Annotated in this window: 16 protein-coding genes; 10 read left to right on the forward strand and 6 right to left on the reverse strand. The window is 59.1% G+C overall.

What is annotated here, in order from left to right; all coding sequences use genetic code 11:
• Positions 1–3 precede the first annotated feature (3 nt).
• The 3 genes from clpA to CVU60_04480 are packed head-to-tail and all read right to left on the reverse strand — an operon-like array spanning position 4 to position 2,864.
• Positions 4–2,232 (reverse strand): ATP-dependent Clp protease ATP-binding subunit ClpA, encoded by a 2,229-nt coding sequence (gene clpA, locus CVU60_04470; protein ID PKN42621.1) that lies wholly within the window; start codon positions 2,230–2,232, stop codon positions 4–6.
• Entirely contained in the window at positions 2,233–2,547 is a 315-nt protein-coding gene (locus CVU60_04475; protein PKN42622.1) for an ATP-dependent Clp protease adaptor ClpS, read from the reverse strand.
• A 14-nt stretch (positions 2,548–2,561) separates the two neighbouring features.
• Positions 2,562–2,864: a hypothetical protein gene (locus CVU60_04480; GenBank protein PKN42623.1), complete on the reverse strand. Its 303-nt coding sequence runs from the start codon at positions 2,862–2,864 to the stop codon at positions 2,562–2,564.
• 323 nt (positions 2,865–3,187) lie between these two features.
• Between CVU60_04480 and CVU60_04485 the strand changes: the two genes are divergently transcribed.
• Together CVU60_04485 and CVU60_04490 are read left to right on the forward strand one after the other, a co-directional pair.
• Positions 3,188–4,906 (forward strand): pyridine nucleotide-disulfide oxidoreductase, encoded by a 1,719-nt coding sequence (locus CVU60_04485; protein PKN42624.1) that lies wholly within the window; start codon positions 3,188–3,190, stop codon positions 4,904–4,906.
• A gap of 47 nt (positions 4,907–4,953) precedes the next feature.
• Positions 4,954–6,483 carry a hypothetical protein gene (locus tag CVU60_04490; GenBank protein PKN42625.1) on the forward strand — a complete coding sequence of 510 codons (1,530 nt, stop codon included), beginning with the start codon at positions 4,954–4,956 and terminating at the stop codon, positions 6,481–6,483.
• 316 nt (positions 6,484–6,799) lie between these two features.
• On the opposite strand, the gene CVU60_04495 is transcribed toward CVU60_04490, so the two are convergent.
• On the reverse strand, positions 6,800–8,794 hold the full coding sequence (locus tag CVU60_04495; GenBank protein PKN42626.1) for a potassium transporter KefB: 1,995 nt from the start codon (positions 8,792–8,794) through the stop codon (positions 6,800–6,802).
• Positions 8,795–8,955: 161 nt separating this feature from the next.
• Complete coding sequence (locus tag CVU60_04500) at positions 8,956–9,873, reverse strand: hypothetical protein (protein ID PKN42627.1); 918 nt, start codon at positions 9,871–9,873, stop codon at positions 8,956–8,958.
• A 292-nt stretch (positions 9,874–10,165) separates the two neighbouring features.
• Here CVU60_04500 and CVU60_04505 point away from each other — a divergent pair, with 292 nt between their 5' ends.
• Positions 10,166–11,770 (forward strand): hypothetical protein, encoded by a 1,605-nt coding sequence (locus tag CVU60_04505; protein ID PKN42628.1) that lies wholly within the window; start codon positions 10,166–10,168, stop codon positions 11,768–11,770.
• A gap of 362 nt (positions 11,771–12,132) precedes the next feature.
• Positions 12,133–12,408, forward strand: a complete 276-nt coding sequence (locus CVU60_04510; protein ID PKN42817.1) for an RNA-binding protein — start codon at positions 12,133–12,135, stop codon at positions 12,406–12,408.
• 77 nt (positions 12,409–12,485) lie between these two features.
• Here CVU60_04510 and CVU60_04515 read toward each other — a convergent pair whose 3' ends face one another.
• A complete protein-coding gene (locus CVU60_04515) occupies positions 12,486–13,178 on the reverse strand; it encodes a DNA-binding response regulator (protein PKN42629.1) in 693 nt (230 codons plus the stop codon).
• 228 nt (positions 13,179–13,406) lie between these two features.
• On the opposite strand from CVU60_04515, the gene CVU60_04520 reads away from it, so the two are divergent.
• From CVU60_04520 to CVU60_04545, 6 genes are all read left to right on the forward strand, one after another.
• Complete coding sequence (locus tag CVU60_04520) at positions 13,407–13,883, forward strand: 7-cyano-7-deazaguanine reductase (GenBank protein PKN42630.1); 477 nt, start codon at positions 13,407–13,409, stop codon at positions 13,881–13,883.
• Positions 13,876–15,438 (forward strand): ammonia-forming cytochrome c nitrite reductase subunit c552, encoded by a 1,563-nt coding sequence (locus CVU60_04525; protein PKN42631.1) that lies wholly within the window; start codon positions 13,876–13,878, stop codon positions 15,436–15,438. The genes CVU60_04520 and CVU60_04525 overlap by 8 nt, the downstream gene beginning before the upstream one ends.
• Positions 15,439–15,649: 211 nt before the next feature.
• Entirely contained in the window at positions 15,650–15,895 is a 246-nt protein-coding gene (locus CVU60_04530; GenBank protein ID PKN42632.1) for a peroxiredoxin, read from the forward strand.
• Between the two features lie 69 nt (positions 15,896–15,964).
• Positions 15,965–16,366, forward strand: coding sequence for an alkyl hydroperoxide reductase (locus CVU60_04535; protein PKN42633.1), 402 nt, complete (start codon positions 15,965–15,967; stop codon positions 16,364–16,366).
• 552 nt (positions 16,367–16,918) lie between these two features.
• Positions 16,919–17,626 (forward strand): hypothetical protein, encoded by a 708-nt coding sequence (locus CVU60_04540; GenBank protein ID PKN42634.1) that lies wholly within the window; start codon positions 16,919–16,921, stop codon positions 17,624–17,626.
• The gene (locus CVU60_04545; GenBank protein ID PKN42635.1) at positions 17,623–18,600 is read left to right on the forward strand and encodes a secretion protein HlyD; all 978 of its coding nucleotides are present in this window, start codon (positions 17,623–17,625) and stop codon (positions 18,598–18,600) included. The genes CVU60_04540 and CVU60_04545 overlap by 4 nt, the downstream gene beginning before the upstream one ends.

Raw genomic sequence — 18,600 nt, forward strand, 5'->3', positions numbered from 1 at the left:
GAATCACTTGAGGGAGAAGATGAAATCCAGTTCCCCGCTCCCAGTCAGTCCGATACGCACGCTTCCGCCGCTGGCGAGTTCTCCGAAAAGAATCTTGCCTGCCAGTTCGTCCTTTATTTCCTTCTGGATGAGCCTTCCCAGCGGCCTGGCCCCGAAAGCTGGGTCAAAGCCCTTCTTGGCCAGCCAGGAACGGGCCTCGGGCGAAAGATCCAGGGTCACGTTCTTGGCCGCGAGTTGGACACCCAGTTCGCCCATGAACTTGTCCACGATCTTTTCCATGATGTCCTGGGTCAGGGAATGGAACGGGATGATGGCATCGAGTCGGTTGCGGAATTCCGGGCTGAAGAGCTTCTCGATGGCGGCCAGCCCGCGCAGCCCTCTGTCCTCCTCGGCTCCGGCCTTGAAGCCGATGGCGTTGCCGCTCATCTCGCGGGCGCCCGCATTGGAGGTCATGAGCAGGATCACGTTGCGGAAATCGGACTTGCGGCCGTTGTTGTCCGTCAGGGTGGCGTGGTCCATGACCTGCAGCAGGATGGAGAACATGTCCATGTGCGCCTTCTCAATCTCGTCCAGCAGGAGCACGCAGTGCGGGGTCTTGCGGATGGCGTCGGTCAGCAGGCCGCCCTGTTCGAAGCCGACATAGCCGGGAGGCGCTCCGATGAGCCGGGCCACGGCGTGCTTCTCCATGTATTCGCTCATGTCGAAGCGCACGAAGGCCACATCCAGACAGTTCGCAAGCTGCTTGGCAAGCTCCGTCTTGCCCACGCCCGTGGGGCCGCTCAACAGGAAGGAGCCCAGGGGCCGCTCGACATTGCCCAGGCCAGCGCGGGAGCGCTTGATGGCCTGGGCCAGCATCTCCACAGCCTCCTTCTGACCGAACACCTTGGAGCCGAGCTCGTATTCGAGGCTGGCCAGACGGTCACGGTCCGAGGCGCTGACGCGGGCGCTGGGGATACGGGCCATGCGCGCCACCACTTCCTCGACGTCGCGCCGGGTCACGAATTTTCGCCGCTTCTTTTCCCCGGAGAGAACAAAGATGGCTCCGGCCTCGTCGATGACATCTATGGCCTTGTCCGGCAGGAAACGATCGTTGATGTGCCTGGCCGAAAGCTCCACGGCGGCGGAAATGGCCGAAGGCTGGTATTTCACTCCGTGAAAATCCTCGTAATAGGGCCGAAGACCCATGAGAATCTTTTCGCTCTCGGCCACGGTGGGCTCGACGATGTCGATTTTCTGGAAGCGCCGGGACAGGGCCCGGTCCTTCTCGAAATGATTCTTGTATTCCTCGTAGGTGGTGGAGCCGATGCAGCGCAGTTCGCCCGAGGCCAGCACGGGCTTCAGGATATTGGAAGCGTCCATGGATCCGCCGCTGGTCGAGCCCGCGCCGACGATGGTGTGGATCTCGTCGATGCACAGGATGGCCCCGTCCATGGCCTTGAGTTCGGAGATGACCCCCTTGAGGCGGGCCTCGAAGTCGCCACGATATTTGGTTCCAGCCAGCAGACTGCCCATGTCCAGGGCGAAAATTCGGGCTTCGGCAAACTGCTCCGGCACCTCGCCGCGGGCGATCTTGAGGGCCAGCCCCTCGGCCACGGCGGTCTTGCCCACGCCGGGGTCGCCGACGAAGATGGGATTGTTTTTTTTGCGCCGGGCCAGAACCTGCAGAGTGCGCTTGAGCTCCTCGTCACGGCCGACCAGAGGATCGATCCTGCCTTCCTTCGCCCTGGCCACCAGATCCACGGTATATTTCTCCAGGGCGCTCTGCTTGGAGGCATCCCTGGTCTCGGCTTCGCCGCTGCCACCGCCATCGGGAATCTGATGGGAAATGTACTCGATCACCGCCAGCCGCGTCAGGCCCTGGGCCTTGAGGTAATAGACGGCAAAGGCGTCTTCCTCTTCGAGCATGGCGGCCAGGAAATCCCCTGCCTCGACCTGGGACTTGCCCGAAGACTGGATGTGCAGGATGGCCCGTTGCATGGCCCGCTGCACGCTGACCGTCTGCACGATCTCGTGCTCGGGACGGGGACTTACATCAAGATGATCGATGAAAAATTGAGCCAGCTGCTTGCGCAGGCGCTCCAGATCTACGCCGCAACCGGCAAGCAGGCTTTGACCGTGGGTGTCGAGCGTATAGCTGTACAGCAAATGCTCGAGGGTCAAAAACTCGTGCTGGCGGAGTTTGACCTCACGCACGGCATTACCAATGATTCTTTCAAGCTCCTTACTCAGCATTTACACCTCTTCCATGGAGCAGCGCAGGGGAAAAGACCGGGCTTTGGCCATCTGATGCACAAGCTGCACCTTTGTCTCCGCGACCTCGGCCGTGTAGATTCCGCACAGGCCAATCCCTTTCTCGTGAACACTCATCATGATGGCAAACGACTCGGATTCGGATTTGCCAAAAACATTCATAAGCACTTCCACGACAAAATCCATGGACGTATAATCGTCGTTATGCAGCAACACCTTGAACTGCCTGGGCTCCTGCAGCTGGTCCTCGACCATGATGTCGGGATCGGAACCCGGAACCTCAAATGGTTCGGTCATGACACACCCCGGCCCTACTCATCTTCACCGTATTCGTCGATCCAGGCCTGCAGAATCTGCACAACCTGCTTGGCCTGCTTGACCGAGGATATATTGAACTTGGAGTGCGGGGAAAACCGGCCGTTGCGCTTCTGGTAGCGTCCGACCCTGAACTTGACCGGCCCGAACTCCTCCTCGCCGCGTCCCACTTCCTGATAGGCGAACATCAGGGTTGACCATGCTCCGCGGGTCAGCACTTCCTTCTTCAGTTCCTTAACCTTCTGGACACCCTCTTCATCGGTCCAGTCTATGGAAATATCGTCGATGGTTTCAGCCATTGTCTCTCCTCGTGATTGATTCATCCGTCAGGCAGGTTCTTGGGTCCGGGCAACGCTGCTCGGGAACCGCCGTCGTGCGGGACCGCCCCTCAAAGGGATACTGCCCCACAAAGGGGGACTATTAATGCCGCGTTCGCTAAAAGCAAGCCTCAATACTGCCCGTGATCCATGGCGCATCGCTCGGCCATGCAAACTCCGAGCGTGCCGCTCCGAATGCATTTTTCCACTACCGCTCCAGGACGAAATATATTACCCAAGGCATGTTTTTTCCAAAACAACTCCTATTTTTTTACTATCAACATATTTAATTTCAAGGAGTTTTCATGTCTCTCAAAGTCGTTGTCATCGGCGGCGTGGCTCTCGGGCCCAAGGCCGCATGCCGCATCAAACGCATAGCGCCTGATTCCGAAGTGACCCTGGTCGACGCCAGCAAACTCATCTCCTACGGCGGCTGCGGAATCCCCTATTATGTTTCAGGTGACGTCAGCGATCACCAGCAACTGCAGGAAACAAGCTTCCACATGGTCCGAGACGAACAATTCTTCAAGGATTGCAAGGACTTCAATGTCATGACCGAGACCAGGGCGCTGTCCATCGACCGCAAGGCCAAGACCGTCCTGGTCCAGGCCAAGGACGGCACGCAGACCACGCTGCCCTATGACAAGCTGGTTCTGGGCATGGGCAGCACGCCCCGCAAACTGCCCATCCCCGGACGCGACCTGGGCAACGTCTTCACCGTGAGCACCCTGGGCGAAGCCATCCGCATCAAGGAACAGGTGGCGAGCGGCAGCGTCGGTTCGGCCGTTATCGTGGGCGGAGGATTCATCGGCCTTGAGATGGCGGAGTCCTTTGCCGACATGTGGGGCATCGAGACCACGGTCATCGAGGTTGCGGACCAGATCATGCCGGGCTTCATGAGCAAGGCCATGGCCACCATCGCCGAAAAGCATCTCGCGGAAAACGACGTCACCGTTCATACCTCGGAAATGGTCCAGGCCATCGAGGGCGAAGACGGCAAGGTCCAGCGCGTGGTGACCAACAAACGCACCATCGACGCAGACCTGGTCATCCTGGCCGTGGGCGTCGTGCCCAACGATACCCTCGCACGGGAGGCCGGACTGTCCTGCTCCGAGCGCGGCGGCATCATCGTCTCCAAGACCATGCAGACCTCGGATCCGGATGTTTACGCCGGCGGCGACTGCGTGGTCATCGAAAACATCGTCACGGGCAAGATCGGCTACTATCCCCTGGGCTCCCTGGCCAACAGCCAGGGGCGCATCATCGGCACCAACGTGGCCGGTGGCAGAGAAACCTTCGACGGGGCGGTCGGCACCTACATCATCAAACTTTTTGATTTCGCCTTCTCGGGCACAGGACTGTCCCTGCCCGTGGCCCTGCGCGAGGGCTTCGACGCCTTCAGCACCCATGTCATCATGAGCGACCACTCCCACTTCTACCCCAAGCGCGACATGGTCAGCCTGGAGATCGTGGTCGAGCGTCGCTCCGGCCGGGTTCTTGGATTGCAGGGAGCCTGCCATAACGGCGATTCGCTCAAGGGCCGCATCGACACCATGGCCGCCCTCCTCAAGTTCCGGCCAACCCTGCGCGATGTTTCCAGCCTGGAAATGGCCTACGCCCCGCCTTTCGGTTCGGCCATGGATGTTTTGAATGCCGCGGCCAACACCGCCGAGAACATCCTGGTAGGCAGGAACGTCCCGCTCCAGCCTGTCGATTTCGCCAAGCTCTGGGAGAATCGCGTCAGCGAAAACCTGCTGTGCATCGACACCCGAGAGTGGGGCAACGCCGAGCCCTTCGTCAACAAGCACCCGGAATTCTGGAAAAACATCCCGCAAGGGCAACTCAGGAACAGACTGGACGAGATTCCAAAGGACAAGAAGATCGTGCTGCTGTGCAACACCGGCGGCAGATCCTACGAATCACAGGTCATCCTGCGGCACGCCGGTTTTCTGGAACCGGTCAATCTGCAAGGGGGCATGGGCTTCATCAAGCAGCTCGGATTCGACCCGAGCCAGGAAGATTGAGAACACGGCCAACCCTCGGGTTGGCCTTTTTTTACGCAGGAGGACACATGACCAGAATTCTGACCGCGCTCATGCTTCTCTTTCCTTTTTGGGCCTGGGCCACGCCGACTCAGGTAACGCTCTTTCCCGATTCCGCACAGGTCGAAGAGGTTTCGACGGTGACGCCCGAGACGGCAGAGGCGGGTCTTTCGGCCTGCATCCTGATCCTCCCGGGACAGGCCGATCCGGCCAGTCTTCGCTTCGGTCGTCTGGCAGGCGGGGGCACCATCGCGGACCTGAGCTGGAAGACCAGGCACGAACAGAACCACAGTGCCATCGAGCCCCTCAACCGCCGTCTGGCGGATTTGAAGGCCGAGCGTGGCGAGGTGCTGTCCGAGCTTGAAGGCGTGCGCGGACGCATGGCCTTCTGGAAGGCCCAGACACTGCCTGCCGAAAAGACCGTGGCCGCCCTGCGCGAACTTGCCGCAGAGATGGGCAAGGCCCTGCGTGAAGATTCCGCTCGTGCGCAGGGTCTGGAAACCCGCCTCGAAGAGCTGAACACAAAAATCGCCTGGGTGGAAAAGGAAATTGCAGACGCCGTAGGCCAGGGACGCACGGTCTGGGAAGTGCGCGTTCTGGTAGCAGGAGCCGCCCCCAAAGAGCTGGATTACGCCTATACCCTGCGCGACTGCGGCTGGGCTCCGCTCTACCGTTTGGAGGCAGCCCCGGCCAGCGACAAAATCGACTTTTCCTGGCAGGCCAAAGTCTGGCAGCGCTCAGGACAGGACTGGAGTGACGTGCGTCTTTTCCTGGCTACCATGCAGCCGCAAATCCAGGCCGAGCCCTCAAGCCTCCCGCCCTGGGAAATCGGTCCGCTGCGGGTCTTCCGCAAGGCCATGGCCGGAGCGCCCATGATGGCCATGCGCTCCGATGCCGCCAGCGAAGAGATGCTCGCGCCCGCCCCGTCCGAACCCGTGCAGGTCCGGCACAGCACCTACGCCGCCTGGGACATGGGCAAGAAATCGTTACCGGCCGGAGATACACGCATCCTTGAGATCGAGCGCGACGCCTGGCCGGTCGGCTTCACGCACCTGATCCGGCCAAGCCTCGATTCCAAGGCCTTTGTGCAGGCGACCGCCGAGTTCACCGAGCCCAAGGAACTCCCCCCAGGCTCGGCCTTCTTCTTCATCGACGGTGCAATGGTCGACCAGCGACAGTTCTCGCTCTCCGGCCGGAAAGCGACCGTGTTCTTCGGTACGGACCCGCTGCTGACCTGCACCACCGTCCTCAAAGACAAGAAGACGGGTGAAAAAGGTATCTTCAAGCAAAAGCAGACGTTCCTGCGGCAGTGGACAATGACCGTGCGCAATGCCTCCGACCGCCCGGCACAGGTGCGCATCGAGGAACCGCGCCCCCTGCCCCGCGACGAACGCATCAACCTCGAACTGACGGCCAAACCCGAGCCCCTCAAAGAGGACGATCCGGAAATCCTGGCCTGGAACAGCACCATCGCGGCCGGAGCGGAAACGACCATATCCCTGGACCTCAAACTCGACGCCCCCGGAGACCTGAGCATTGATCCGGGCTGGCGCTGGTAAGGCCCGCCGGAAACACGAGCCGAAGCAAAAACGCGCGCCCTTGCATATGCAAGAGCGCGCGTTTTTCATCGCCGATCTTTCGATTCCCGATTTCAGATCCCAAACTTCAAATTCCTGAAAATCATAAAACCAGACTCGGCCCCTATCCCTTGTCCTTGGGGAACGGCAGGGGCGCGCCGCACTTCTCGCAACGCTCCCGTCGCTTGTCCACAGGCTGGGCGGACTGCCTGTGTCCGCAATGCGGGCAGACCCGGACCTGGGAAATCAACCTGCGCATCATTTCAACGAGAAACATGTCATCACCCCATCGTTGCAATCAATTCCAGGTGTCGCCTTCGGCACCGATAAAAAGCGCGGCCTTCTCGGAAATCAAATCCTGCTCGCCAAAGACATGCACGCGGTCCCCGGCTTCGAAAATCCATTCCGGATCGGGATTCAGCATGGTCCGGCCTTCACGCTGCACGGCCACGACGGTCAGGCCGTGCTCCTTGCGCAAGCGCGCCTCGATCAGGCTCTTGCCCTCGACGAACGCGCCCGGGACAACCCTGAGCACTGTCGCGCCAAAAGAGGAACAGACCCCGCCAAGGTTGCAGGCATCGGCGGTATTGAGCACGGGCCGACGCAGCATTCCGTAGCCCTCCGCCCTGATCTCGCGCACGAATCGTTCGATATCGCCTCGTGGTACCAGATAGGTGGAAAGAACGCGAATGAACATCTCCACGGAGGTCTCGTATTCCTCGGCCACGACCTCCTGCGCCCCCAGTTGCAAGAGCGGCTCGATCTCGCTGACGAAACGGGTGCGGACCACGATGTGCAGGGCCGGATTCTGGGTCCTGGCCGTGGCCACGATGCGGCCGATGGCGGCCGGGTCGGAAATGACCACGGCCAGGATGCGGGCTTTGGAAACGTTGATGTGCTCCAGCACTGCCGTCTGGGAAGCGTCTCCGAAAAGAATGGGCTCACCCTTGTCACGTTCGCGGCGCACCGTGTCCGGATTCATTTCAAGGATGACATAACGGATTCCGGAAGCCTGGGCCGCCCTGGCCAGATGGTGCCCGCCCAGACCAAAACCGGCGATGATGAGATGATCGGACAGGTCCGTGTCCGCATCCTTCTCCGCCTTGAGACTCATGCCTACGGGCAGAAGGCGGGCCAGTCCGGCTGAGATGGAAGGCACTCCTGCGATAAGAAAGGGCGTGAGCGCCATGGTCACGATGGCAACGGCCAGAAAATATTGGTACTCAACCGGAGAGAGCAGGTGGTGCAGCATGCCCACACCGGCCAGGACAAAGGAGAATTCGCCAATCTGGCACAGACACAAGCCTCCCAGAAACGCCACATGCAAGGGGTAGCCCAGAATTCGCCCGGCAACAGCGGCCAGCCCGGTCTTGACCAGGAGTACGGCCAGGGTCAGGCTGAGCACCTGCGGCAAGTGCGTCAGTACAAAAAAAGGGTCCAGCAACATGCCGATGGACACGAAAAAGACGCTGGTGAAGACATCGCGGAACGGCAGCACCCCTTCCAGGGCCGAATGGCTGTATTCCGACTCACTCATGATCAGCCCGGCCAGAAAAGCTCCCAAGGAGAGGGACAGCCCCGCCGTGGATGTCAGTAGGGCAATGGCGAAACACAGACCGAGCGTGGTCATCAGAAAAAGTTCCCGGCTGCGGGTCCGGATGACCGCGCCAAGGATCAGCGGCACAACCTTGCGCGCGCCGATGAAAATGACACCTGCCACAAAAGCGCCTTTAAGTCCCATTTCGCCCAGCGCGAGCCAGGGATTGCCCGAAGCACCGGCCAGCAAGGGCACAAGCAGCACCATCGGCACCACGGCCACATCCTGGAAAATGAGCGTTCCCAGGGCGATGCGTCCATGTGGCGCGGCCAGTTGCGCTTTCTCTCCCAGCACCTTGAGCACGATGGCCGTGCTGGACAAGGCGGCCAGGAAGCCGATGAACAGGGATTTGCCAAGCCCCGTATCAAAAAAAACCAAGGGCAGTCCCATGACCGCGATGGTCAGCAAGACCTGGGCAGCACCACCAACAAAGACCGGACGCCTGAGCCGGATCAGTTCATCCAGAGACAACTCCAGGCCGATGACAAATAGCAGCAGGATGACCCCGACCTCCGCGAACATCTCGACCTCATGCGACGCGCCCACCAGACCAAGGCAATTCGGCCCGGCCAGCACGCCGGTAAGCAAAAAGCCGATGATAGTCGGAATGCGCAGTTTGTGGCTGGCCACGATGACCGCGCAGGACAGGCCAAAGATCATGACGGCATCGGCCAGAATGGGAATCTCGACGATCATCGCACTCCTCGAAAATTATTTTGCCGCATCTTCACTCCTCCTTGACTCTTCTCATGATCCGTCAAAGCCAAAAAAAACGGCGGGATCGTTCCAAAAAAACAACCGGTCAAACCCGCGCAGGGCTTGACCGATTGTAGTTTAGAATATGGGTATGGATAAGTCTAGCCGAAGAACTCCGCCATGTACTTAAGCGCCGTGCCCAAAATGATGACGCACAGCATGGTCTTGATGAGACGTGCCGGAACGTGTTTCTGCATTCTGGCCCCGCAATACATGCCGCACATCCCGCCCAGGCCGAAAAGGATGCCAAGCCCCCAATCCGGGGCGATGGACTGACCGGCATGAAAGGCGGCCAGAAACTGGTAGAAGGCCACCCCGGCCACGGATGTGACCAACGTGCCCATGAGCGCCGCCCCCGCGACCGTATAGACCGGCAATCCGCAGATGGATACAAAGAATGGAGCGACGATGGACCCGCCGCCGATGCCATACACGCCGCCAACTACACCGACGACGAGGCTCATCATGAAAATGGTCATCGTGGAACAGGTATAGGTTTCACCGGAAAATTCATAACTGATCCACTTCATGGAAAATTCCTTGACCGTAACCTGGCCTGTGGCGCCCCCCCCCTTGGACTCCTTCACCGACTGGCGAAAATTGCTCTCCGACTTCTTCTCCTTTTGTTTCAAGAGATCCCTGAACATGCGAAACCCTATATATGCGAGCACCAACCCCGCAAACACCTTGAAATTCTTCGGGTCAGGCAGATAATTGACCCGGATCACGGCCCCCAGAATAACCCCCGGCAGGGTGCCAATAACCACGGCCCAGGTCAGGGGCCAGACCATGCGCTTTTCCTTGAGATATCGGTACACACCGCTGGGGATGGCCACTATATTGAAAAGCTGGTTCGTGGCGCTGACCGAAGGCGCGGTGTATCCGAGAAAGGACATCTGGAAAGGCAGGAGCAAAAACGCTCCGGAAACCCCACCCATGGAGGTGAAAAAAGATACGACAAATGCGGCCAATGGGGGGAGCCATAGGGAAACTTCAATTCCGGCGGTTTCAAAATACATAGGGCCTCCTCGATTCGGCAGAACCGAAAAAATGAATGTGGATCACCATCATCCCCGTACGGATGACCCGAATTCCGGGGGGCGGCGGGGACTCAGCAGGTCAGCCAAAGAACACACAGAGACATTTTTTTAATTTTTATCGTGTCAATAAATATCCAGAGTCATCCGCCCATGTCAAGATATGCTTGTCAATTTCCACAGGGCAAAAAATTTGCGTTCTCGACTCGAATTTTTGCGCTGACATTGACGAGACAAGGCATCTCGGCTCATCTGCGGACCGGGAGGAATAATCATGCGCGCTTTGAAGGGTTCGCTCCAGTTCAAATTCGTGTCGGCCATCATCTGCATCGTCGTGCCGCTCCTTGGCATCATCTTTCTGTGGCAGGGCTTGGCCGAAGAGCGGCAGGCCTGGTCCCAGGTGGTCAATCAGGCCCGTGTCCTGACCAGGCAGATCATCCTGACGCGCCAATGGGTTTCGGACAGCCAAGGCGTCTTTCTCCGACAGGACACTCCCGGCGCACAGGGCGGCGGCGGGTTCTACTCCGATCTACTGCCCACGGAGCGCGGAGTTCTGCAACGCTTCACCCCCTCCATGATCACCAAGCAACTCTCCCTCTATTCCTACAAACAGAATCTCTATCGCTTCCGTCTGGCGGGCATAGCGCCCATGAATCCGGAAAACAGACCTGACGAATTTGAACAGGCGGCCATCAAAAGCTTTTCCCAGGGAGAAAACACGGAATACTACTCCCTCGCCGATCATGACGGAGAGGCAATCTTCCAGTATTCAGCCCCCCTCTATGTCGACGAGACATGCCTGTCCTGCCACAAAAACTACACAAGCGGAACCGTCAGCGGGTGCCTGAGCATCCACTTGCCCGTTCAACATGTGCTCGACTCCCTGAGCAGTAGCAAGTTGCAGCTCTTCTCCTCGGCTCTGGCGCTCATCGTACTGACGGTGCTGACCCTTTATTTTCTGGTCCGGCACCTTGTGCTCAAGCCACTGAGCGCGCTGGAGAACGTGGCCGAGGGCATCAGCCGTGGACAGTTTCCGGAACGGATTAACATCGACAGCAGCGATGAAATGAACCGGGTCGGACAGGCTCTCGGCAGCATGAGCGCCAAACTGCGGGAGGGACGGGACAGGCTGGAGGAAGAAGTGCAAAGCGCGACCAACGAACTGGCCCTGGCCAACGAGGAGCTCAAAACCCTGGACCGCCTGAAGAGTGAATTCCTGGCCACCATGTCGCACGAACTGCGCTCTCCGCTGACCTCCATCCGGGGCGGGCTTGACTACCTGCGCCGCACGGAGACCGCCTCCGACAGGCAGGACTACCTCCAGATCATGGACAAGAACCTGCGCCGCCTGGTGCACCTGGTCACGGACATCTTCGACATTACACGCATCGAGGCGGACAAGATCGAGTGGAACTTCGGACCGGCGGATATGTCCGAACTGGTGGGAGAAATCGTGGAGATCATGACCCCGCTGGCGGAAGAGCGCGAACTGCGCCTGCACTTTCTTTCGCCCGGTCCCATGACCGCCAGGGTGGACGTGGAACGCATTGAGCAGGTCATCGTCAACCTGACGGACAACGCCATCAAGTATTCTCCCAGGGGCGGACTCGTCAGCTTCGTCGTTACGCGCACGGCGATCGAACTCAGAATCCAGGTCCGCGACCAGGGCCCAGGCATTCCGGTCAATGACCGCGAGGCCATCTTCAAAAAATTTCACACCGCCCCATCTTCCGGTCATTCCGGCAAACCGGGTGGCACCGGCCTCGGGCTGTCCATCTGCAGCCAGATCGTACGCGCTCACGGTGGACGCATCTGGGTCGAGGACAATCCGGAAGGCGGCAGCATCTTCATCTTCACCCTGCCATGTCCAGACGCCTGAGGATGGAGTGACCAACCGGCAGAAAAACAGGACGGAATCGACCTGGCATGGGGGCGCGCCGATCAAACATCATAAAAAAGGAACTGATGCTCTGGGCACAAAATAACTTTGAAAAACAATTAAACGATCTATTCAAGCCCATTGCATGCATTTTGAGTCATGAAACATTGTTTTCCGGAAAAAATAAAAATAATAAACGTTGACATTAAATTCGGCGCCACCTAGTGACTACTGACTTTGGCGGAAATGAAATCCTGAATTCAAGACTGAATCCACTTTCATTGTTTCGCAATCCTGTCGGTAGCTGTTTTCCGCAGGAACAGAGTTTTTCTTTTTACTTTTTTTTCTTTGGAGTTACTGTCTTGTCTAAGAACATCTATGTTGGAAATTTGTCCTGGTCGACCACTGATGCAGATCTGCACGCCATGTTTTCCCAGTACGGTCAGGTCAGCTCTGCCCACGTCATTGAAGATCGTGAAACCGGTCGTTCCCGTGGCTTCGGCTTCGTGGAAATGGATGACGAAGGTGCACGCAAGTCCATCCAGGCGCTGAACGGAACCGACTGCCAGGGCCGCAACCTGAAGGTCAACGAAGCGCAGCCCCGTGAAAGCCGCTCCGATAGCCGTTCACGCTACTAAGCAGAACACTACGATCGCGATGAAGCCCGTCACCTGACGGGCTTTTTTTTGGCCAAAAATCCACGAAAGCCCGCAGCCTATCCCGGGTTCGCTTCGAATCTGTAACCGACTCCGGACACGGTCAGAATGAAACGCGGGGTCTGAGGGTTGGCTTCGATCTTTTTGCGCAGCCGTTGAACATGCACGTCCACGGCCCGGCTGTGGGAATAGAGCTTTGAATCACCCCAGTTCTGACTCTGGATGAAATCCCGGGACAGGGTCTCGCCGGGATGGGTGATAAAAAGCTCAAGCAGGGAAAACTCGGTGCGGGTCAGGCTCGCCTCGCGGCCCTGAATCGTGGCCTGATGGTTTCGGTAATCAAGAACAATATCTCCGTGGCGATTCAAATTGGCCGGCTCGCAGCGATGCACTCTGCGCAGCACGGTTCGTATCCTGGCGGAAAGTTCCAGCGCGTTGAAGGGCTTGACCAGATAATCGTCGGCACCGCACTCGAGTCCCAGCAGCTTGTCGGCGACCGTGTCCCGGGCCGAGAGCATGATCACCGGCACCCCACTCTCCCGGCGCAGAATCTGACAGACCTTGATCCCGTCTATGTCGGGCAGGTTCAAATCCAACAGGACCAAATCGGGCGATTGCGTTTGCAAAGCTGCAAGCCCCTGGTTTCCGGTAGGCGCGCTTGACACCTCAAAGCCGTCCAGTTCCAGATTGGCGGACACCGTTTTCACAATGTCCGCGTCGTCATCGATGATCAAAATTCGTTGCTGCGTCATGGGCATTATCCATTAAAAAACATTCCCGAAAAACAAAGTCCCTGCCAAGCGCGACACCCCTTGCGCACGAATTATCCGATACACAAGTTTCAGTTCTGTTACAACTTTTACCACCCACTCACGATATATTCATGATAACCAGCAAGTATAAATGTCGGCACCAAATTGAAAACTCGCGGTGTGCAGGCAATCCATGTTGATCCCATAGTACCTTTCACAGGAGGGAGTATGACCCGGAAAAAAGATGCATCCAGCGGACGGGGATGGCGGTTCGCCCTGCCTCCGGCCATAGCGGGCATCGTGGTCACGGTTGGGGCGGCGCTGGCCATGACCGCGACGGACCAGGCCAGTTTCTGCGGCAGTTGCCATTCGATGGCGGAAGCAGCCTTTACGCACAAGACGTCGGTCCACGCCGAACTGGCCTGCAACGAATGCCACGCGCCGCACAATCTGGCGGCCAAGATCCCGTTCAAGACCAAGGAAGGCACCCGGGACATCCTGGCCACGGTGACAAAGACCATCCCTGACCTCATTCATCCGGGCGAGGAAACCAGGGAAGTGACCCAGGAAAACTGTCAGCGTTGCCACGGTGCGACGACTTCCACGGTTGTTATGCAAAGCAAGAAGTTCTGCACCGATTGCCACCGCCACGTGCCCCATTCTCCCAAAATCCCCGTAGCCAAAAGGAGTGCCGCCGATGCGTAACACCCGATCCCTTATTGCCCTGCTGGCCGTGGGCTGCGCCCTGGCCTTGAGTGCTTGTTCCGAAGCCACCGAACCGAAAGCTCCGGAATTCAAGACCAAACTCAAATCCGACGAGATCAAGAACTCCGCCTTCAAGGCTGAATTTCCGCTCCATTATGAAACATTCCTGCGCAACAACGAGTCCGAGATCATGACCGAGTACGGGGGATCTGTCGCCTACAACAAGCACGACAACGTAAATCCCCTGCCCGAAGGCTACAAGCACGCCCAGCCCTACCTGAAGAACCTCTGGCTCGGCTACGCGTTCAGCTACGAATACAAGGCAGCACGCGGACATACCTACGCCATCAAGGACATCCTGCACATCGACCGTCTGAACCGCTACGACGAGAAGGCCGGACTGCCCGCCACTTGCTGGAACTGCAAGACCGCCAAGATGAACGAATGGGTCGGGGAGTACGGCGACGAATTCTGGGCCAAGGATTTCAACCAGTTCCGCGAACAGATTGATATGGACGACAACACCATTGGCTGCGCCAACTGCCACGACCCGGCCAACATGGAACTGCGCCTGTACTCCGTACCCCTGCAGGACCACTTGAAGGCAGAGGGCAAAGACTTCAAGACCCTCTCCCGCAACGAACAGCGCGCGCTCATGTGCGGCCAGTGTCATGTGGAATACTACTTCACGGACAAGGGCCAGGGCACGCCCAAGAAGCCCGTCTTCCCCTGGGCTGAGGGCAAGGACCCCGAGCAGATTTACGCCTATTACAAAGGCCACGGCGACACCACCATCCCCGGCTTCGAAGGAAACTTCGTGGATTGGGTTCATCCCGTGTCCAAGACCCCCATGCTCAAGGCCCAGCACCCTGAGTACGAAACCTGGTATAATGGCGTGCATGGTGCGGCCGGTGTCAGCTGCGCCGACTGCCACATGAGCTACACCCGTCTCGACGGCAAGAAGAAGATGTCCAACCATCACTGGAACTCGCCCCTGAAAGACCCGGACATGAAGGCCTGCCGCCAGTGCCATACGGACAAGAGCCCCGAGTATCTGAAGCAGCGGGTCATCTACACCCAGGACAAGGTCTGGGAGCAGCTCATGGCCGCCCAGGACATCTCGGTCAAGGCGCATGAGGCAATTCGCATGGCCGATGAATTCCAGGGCGAAAAACCGGCAGATTACGCCCAGCTCATGATCGATGCCCGCGAAATGTGCCGCAAGGGCCAGTTCTTCTGGGACTACGTCTCCGCCGAGAACAGCGTCGGCTTCCACAACCCGGCCAAGGCCCTGGACACCCTGGCCAAGTCCCAGCAGTTCAGCCAGAAGGCCGTGGACATCGCCATCAAGGCGGCGGCCTTCACCACGGCCCAGGCCCTGTCCGGGGACATCAAGGATCTGGTGCCGCCCATCATGAAGCACAGCCGCGAACTGCAGATGAATCCCGAGCACATGGCCAGCCACCAGTGGCTCAAGTATCTCAAAGTCAACCCAAAGGCCGAAAAGATCTGGGAAGGCAACAAGCGCCTTATCCCGGCTCCTGCCGCCAGCTAGTCAATCCGTCTTCCCGACCTTGCACGGGGGTTTCGGCACAACGCCGAAGCCCCCCTTTTTTGCCTCCCGATTTCACTGGCAAACTATTTCCCTCATTGATTGATGAAATATCGCCAAGGACCTTGTCCTTTCGATTCCATTTAAATATGGTAAAGCTATCCGTCTTGGAAAGAACTATCGTTATCATCAATACAAGCCACGGAGGTCAGTGATGGGAGAAGAATTGGCGGCAGGCTGCACCAGACCAACAGCTGATGTGGAGCAGACGCCGGAAGAAACCGTTCAACCAGCAACACCAGTCCAAGGAGCACGCCCCATGATCCAGGTAGGAAAGAAAGCCCCCGACTTCTCGGCCCCGGCCTATTTCAACGGCGGGTTCACCAACGTCAGGCTGTCCGAATTCCTCGGGAAATGGGTGGTCCTGTGCTTTTATCCAGGTGATTTCACCTTTGTCTGAGCGACCGAAATCTCGGCGGTCGCCGAGAAGCACGCGGAGTTCGAAAAGCTGGGCGTTCAGGTCCTGTCCATGAGCACGGACAGCATGTTCGTGCACAAGATGTGGGTCGACGACGAACTTTCAAAGATGATCACGGCAAAGACCGTGCCCTTCCCCATGCTGTCCGACGGCGGCGGCAGGGTGGGCAGCATGTACGGCATCTATGACGAGGCCGGCGGCGTGGACGTGCGCGGCCGTTTCCTCATCGACCCGGACGGCAACGTACAGGCCTATGAGGTGCTTACTCCTCCGGTAGGCCGCAACGTAAACGAAACCTTGCGCCAGATTCAAGCCTTCCAGCTGGTGCGCGAGAGCAAGGGCACCAAGGCCACCCCATCCGGCTGGAGGCCCGGCAAGCCGGTTCTGAGCCCCGGCCCGGGCCTGGTCGGCAAAGTCTGGGAAGTCTGGACCGTGGACAAGGCCTTCGACTAGCCCTTCCCTCTTCTCACCAAACGAAGCGCCCGGTTTCCCGGGCGTTTCGCGTTTCAGCCGCGCGCAAGGACCAGCGAAGCACGACCTGAAAACTCAGCGAGAAATCCATCCATCCAAGAAGAGGCAACAGCTCAAAAGATGGAATGCTTCGTCGAAGACTTCTCGCAATGTCGACTTGAGAGTGCATTATTGGCAAAGAAACGCCAGCAATCCAAACAGTTCATTTCGTGACCTGTCCAGTGCCCCACCCAAGCGACGCCGCCGGTTCCGGACAAGGGACGACGACTGTCTGACCGAGCCAGGCATCGTCGGTTTATCCGTCGCCCCTTGCCATGCCCAGGCCTGCCGCGCCAAACGCGACGGAGAAACCCTACGAGGCCCGCGAGGGAGTTTCGGCGGCCCTTGCCCGGAACCAGCGGCGCCGCGGCCGCACTGGCTCCATCCCTCTCCTCGACACTGCAACAGCAAAGACTCGCCCCGTACTTCGGCGCCACGACCGCAAAATTAATCAATCGCTTGATTGATACAATCGCTTGATTTATAAAATCCGTCATGAACATTGACCTTCTTCACGAATCCACGCCCAGTCGGGCCGATCGCGCCAGGGCCAGTCTCCTTCAAGCCGGGTTGCAGTGCTTCGCCGATCGGGGCCTGGATGGCGTGACCATTCGGGAAATCGCCCGGGTCGCGGGGCAGAACTCCGCGGCCATCACGTATTACTTCGGCGGCAAGGAGGGCCTGTACGGCGCCGTGCTGGACGCGGTGATGCGCTTCTTCCGCAACCATGTGCACGAGGCCCGGCAGGCCTGGGAATCCCTGAACGAAGCGGACACGAAACCCGAACAGGCAGTGGCGTTGCTCAAACGCATCCAGCGCAGCTTCGCGCTGGGCATTCTGACCGACGCCAAGGCCGCCCAGTTCGCCATGCTCATGGTCCGGGAGCAGACCCAGCCCACGGCCGCCTTCGAAGCCCTCTACCGTGACACCGTGGAACCGCTGCACTGCATGATCTCGCGCATTCTGGCCCGAATCACGGGCGACGAGCCGGAGTCACCCCGCGCAGTGCTCCGGGCTCACGCCCTCATCGGCCAGTTGCAATCCTTTGTCATGGCGCGGGAAACCCTGCTTCGGCGCATGGATTGGAATGCGTACGATGCTTCCCGCGCGGCCGAAGTGGCCAACATGCTGGCCGAGAATCTCGACATCTTCGTGGCCGGACTGAACGCCCAAGCTGAACCTCAACCGGAATATCCATCGTGAAACGCATCCTTGTATTTTTTCTTCTCCTGGCCACGGTCGCCGGCGGCTGGTACCTGTGGCACACCCAGCGCGCCGCGCACAACAACACACCGCCTGTCTTCCACGGCAACGTCGACATCCGCGAAGTGCGACTCGGATTCAGGGTCAGCGGAAAAGTCCGGGAAGTTTTAAAGGAAGAAGGAGACGAGGTCAGGGCAGGCGAAGTCGTGGCCAGGCTCGATGCCGAACCTTTTCAGAACGCCGTTGATCAGGCCGAGGCCGAGACCCGCGTGATAGAGGCCCGGCTGATGGAACTGCGCAGCGGTGCACGCCCCGAAGATATCGAGCAGGCCCGCAAAAACCTGGCGGCAACCGAGGCCACATACGAGAACGCCCGCCTCATCTTCGAACGCCAGAGTCAGCTCGTCGCCAGCGGAGCCGTTGCCAGGCAGGATTTCGACACCGCACGGTCCACGTTTGAAGCGGCCAGGGCCAGAAGGGGCAGCGCAAAGGCTGCCCTCGATCTGCTCCTGGCAGGAACGCGCGCCGAACAGATCAGGCAGGCCGAGGCCAGCCTGGAGGCCGCCCGCGCAGCACTGTCCCAGGCCCTCACGCAACTTGCCGACACGGTGCTCACCGCACCCGAGGCGGGCGTGGCCCTGACCAGGGTCGTGGAACCGGGCAGCATCGTGCAGGCCGGAAGCACGGCGCTCACCGTAAGCCTTGATTCTCCCGTTCGCGTCCGGGCCTATGCGCCCGAACCGCAGCTTGGCCTCGTTCATCCCGGCCGCAAGGTGCTGGTCTTCACCGATTCCCGCTCGGAACCCTACCAAGGTCAAATCGGAGACGTCTCGCCACGGGCGGAGTTCACGCCCAAATCCGTGGAAACCGAAGAACTGCGCACGGCGCTGGTCTATCGTTTCCGGGTGGTCGTGCTGGACGCGGACCAAGGACTCCGGCAGGGCATGCCCGTCACCGTGAAGCTGGCGGACTGA

This window comes from Deltaproteobacteria bacterium HGW-Deltaproteobacteria-18 (assembly GCA_002841885.1).
Classification (GTDB): domain Bacteria; phylum Desulfobacterota; class Desulfovibrionia; order Desulfovibrionales; family Desulfomicrobiaceae; genus Desulfomicrobium.

Coding starts and splice junctions, on each gene's coding strand:
- clpA (PKN42621.1), bottom strand. CDS start 2,232: ATGCTGAGTAAGGAGCTTGAAAGAATCATTGGTAATGCCGTGCGTGAG.
- CVU60_04475 (PKN42622.1), bottom strand. CDS start 2,547: ATGACCGAACCATTTGAGGTTCCGGGTTCCGATCCCGACATCATGGTC.
- CVU60_04480 (PKN42623.1), bottom strand. CDS start 2,864: ATGGCTGAAACCATCGACGATATTTCCATAGACTGGACCGATGAAGAG.
- CVU60_04485 (PKN42624.1), top strand. CDS start 3,188: ATGTCTCTCAAAGTCGTTGTCATCGGCGGCGTGGCTCTCGGGCCCAAG.
- CVU60_04490 (PKN42625.1), top strand. CDS start 4,954: ATGACCAGAATTCTGACCGCGCTCATGCTTCTCTTTCCTTTTTGGGCC.
- CVU60_04495 (PKN42626.1), bottom strand. CDS start 8,794: ATGATCGTCGAGATTCCCATTCTGGCCGATGCCGTCATGATCTTTGGC.
- CVU60_04500 (PKN42627.1), bottom strand. CDS start 9,873: ATGTATTTTGAAACCGCCGGAATTGAAGTTTCCCTATGGCTCCCCCCA.
- CVU60_04505 (PKN42628.1), top strand. CDS start 10,166: ATGCGCGCTTTGAAGGGTTCGCTCCAGTTCAAATTCGTGTCGGCCATC.
- CVU60_04515 (PKN42629.1), bottom strand. CDS start 13,178: ATGACGCAGCAACGAATTTTGATCATCGATGACGACGCGGACATTGTG.
- CVU60_04520 (PKN42630.1), top strand. CDS start 13,407: ATGACCCGGAAAAAAGATGCATCCAGCGGACGGGGATGGCGGTTCGCC.
- CVU60_04525 (PKN42631.1), top strand. CDS start 13,876: ATGCGTAACACCCGATCCCTTATTGCCCTGCTGGCCGTGGGCTGCGCC.
- CVU60_04530 (PKN42632.1), top strand. CDS start 15,650: ATGGGAGAAGAATTGGCGGCAGGCTGCACCAGACCAACAGCTGATGTG.
- CVU60_04535 (PKN42633.1), top strand. CDS start 15,965: ATGAGCACGGACAGCATGTTCGTGCACAAGATGTGGGTCGACGACGAA.
- CVU60_04540 (PKN42634.1), top strand. CDS start 16,919: ATGAACATTGACCTTCTTCACGAATCCACGCCCAGTCGGGCCGATCGC.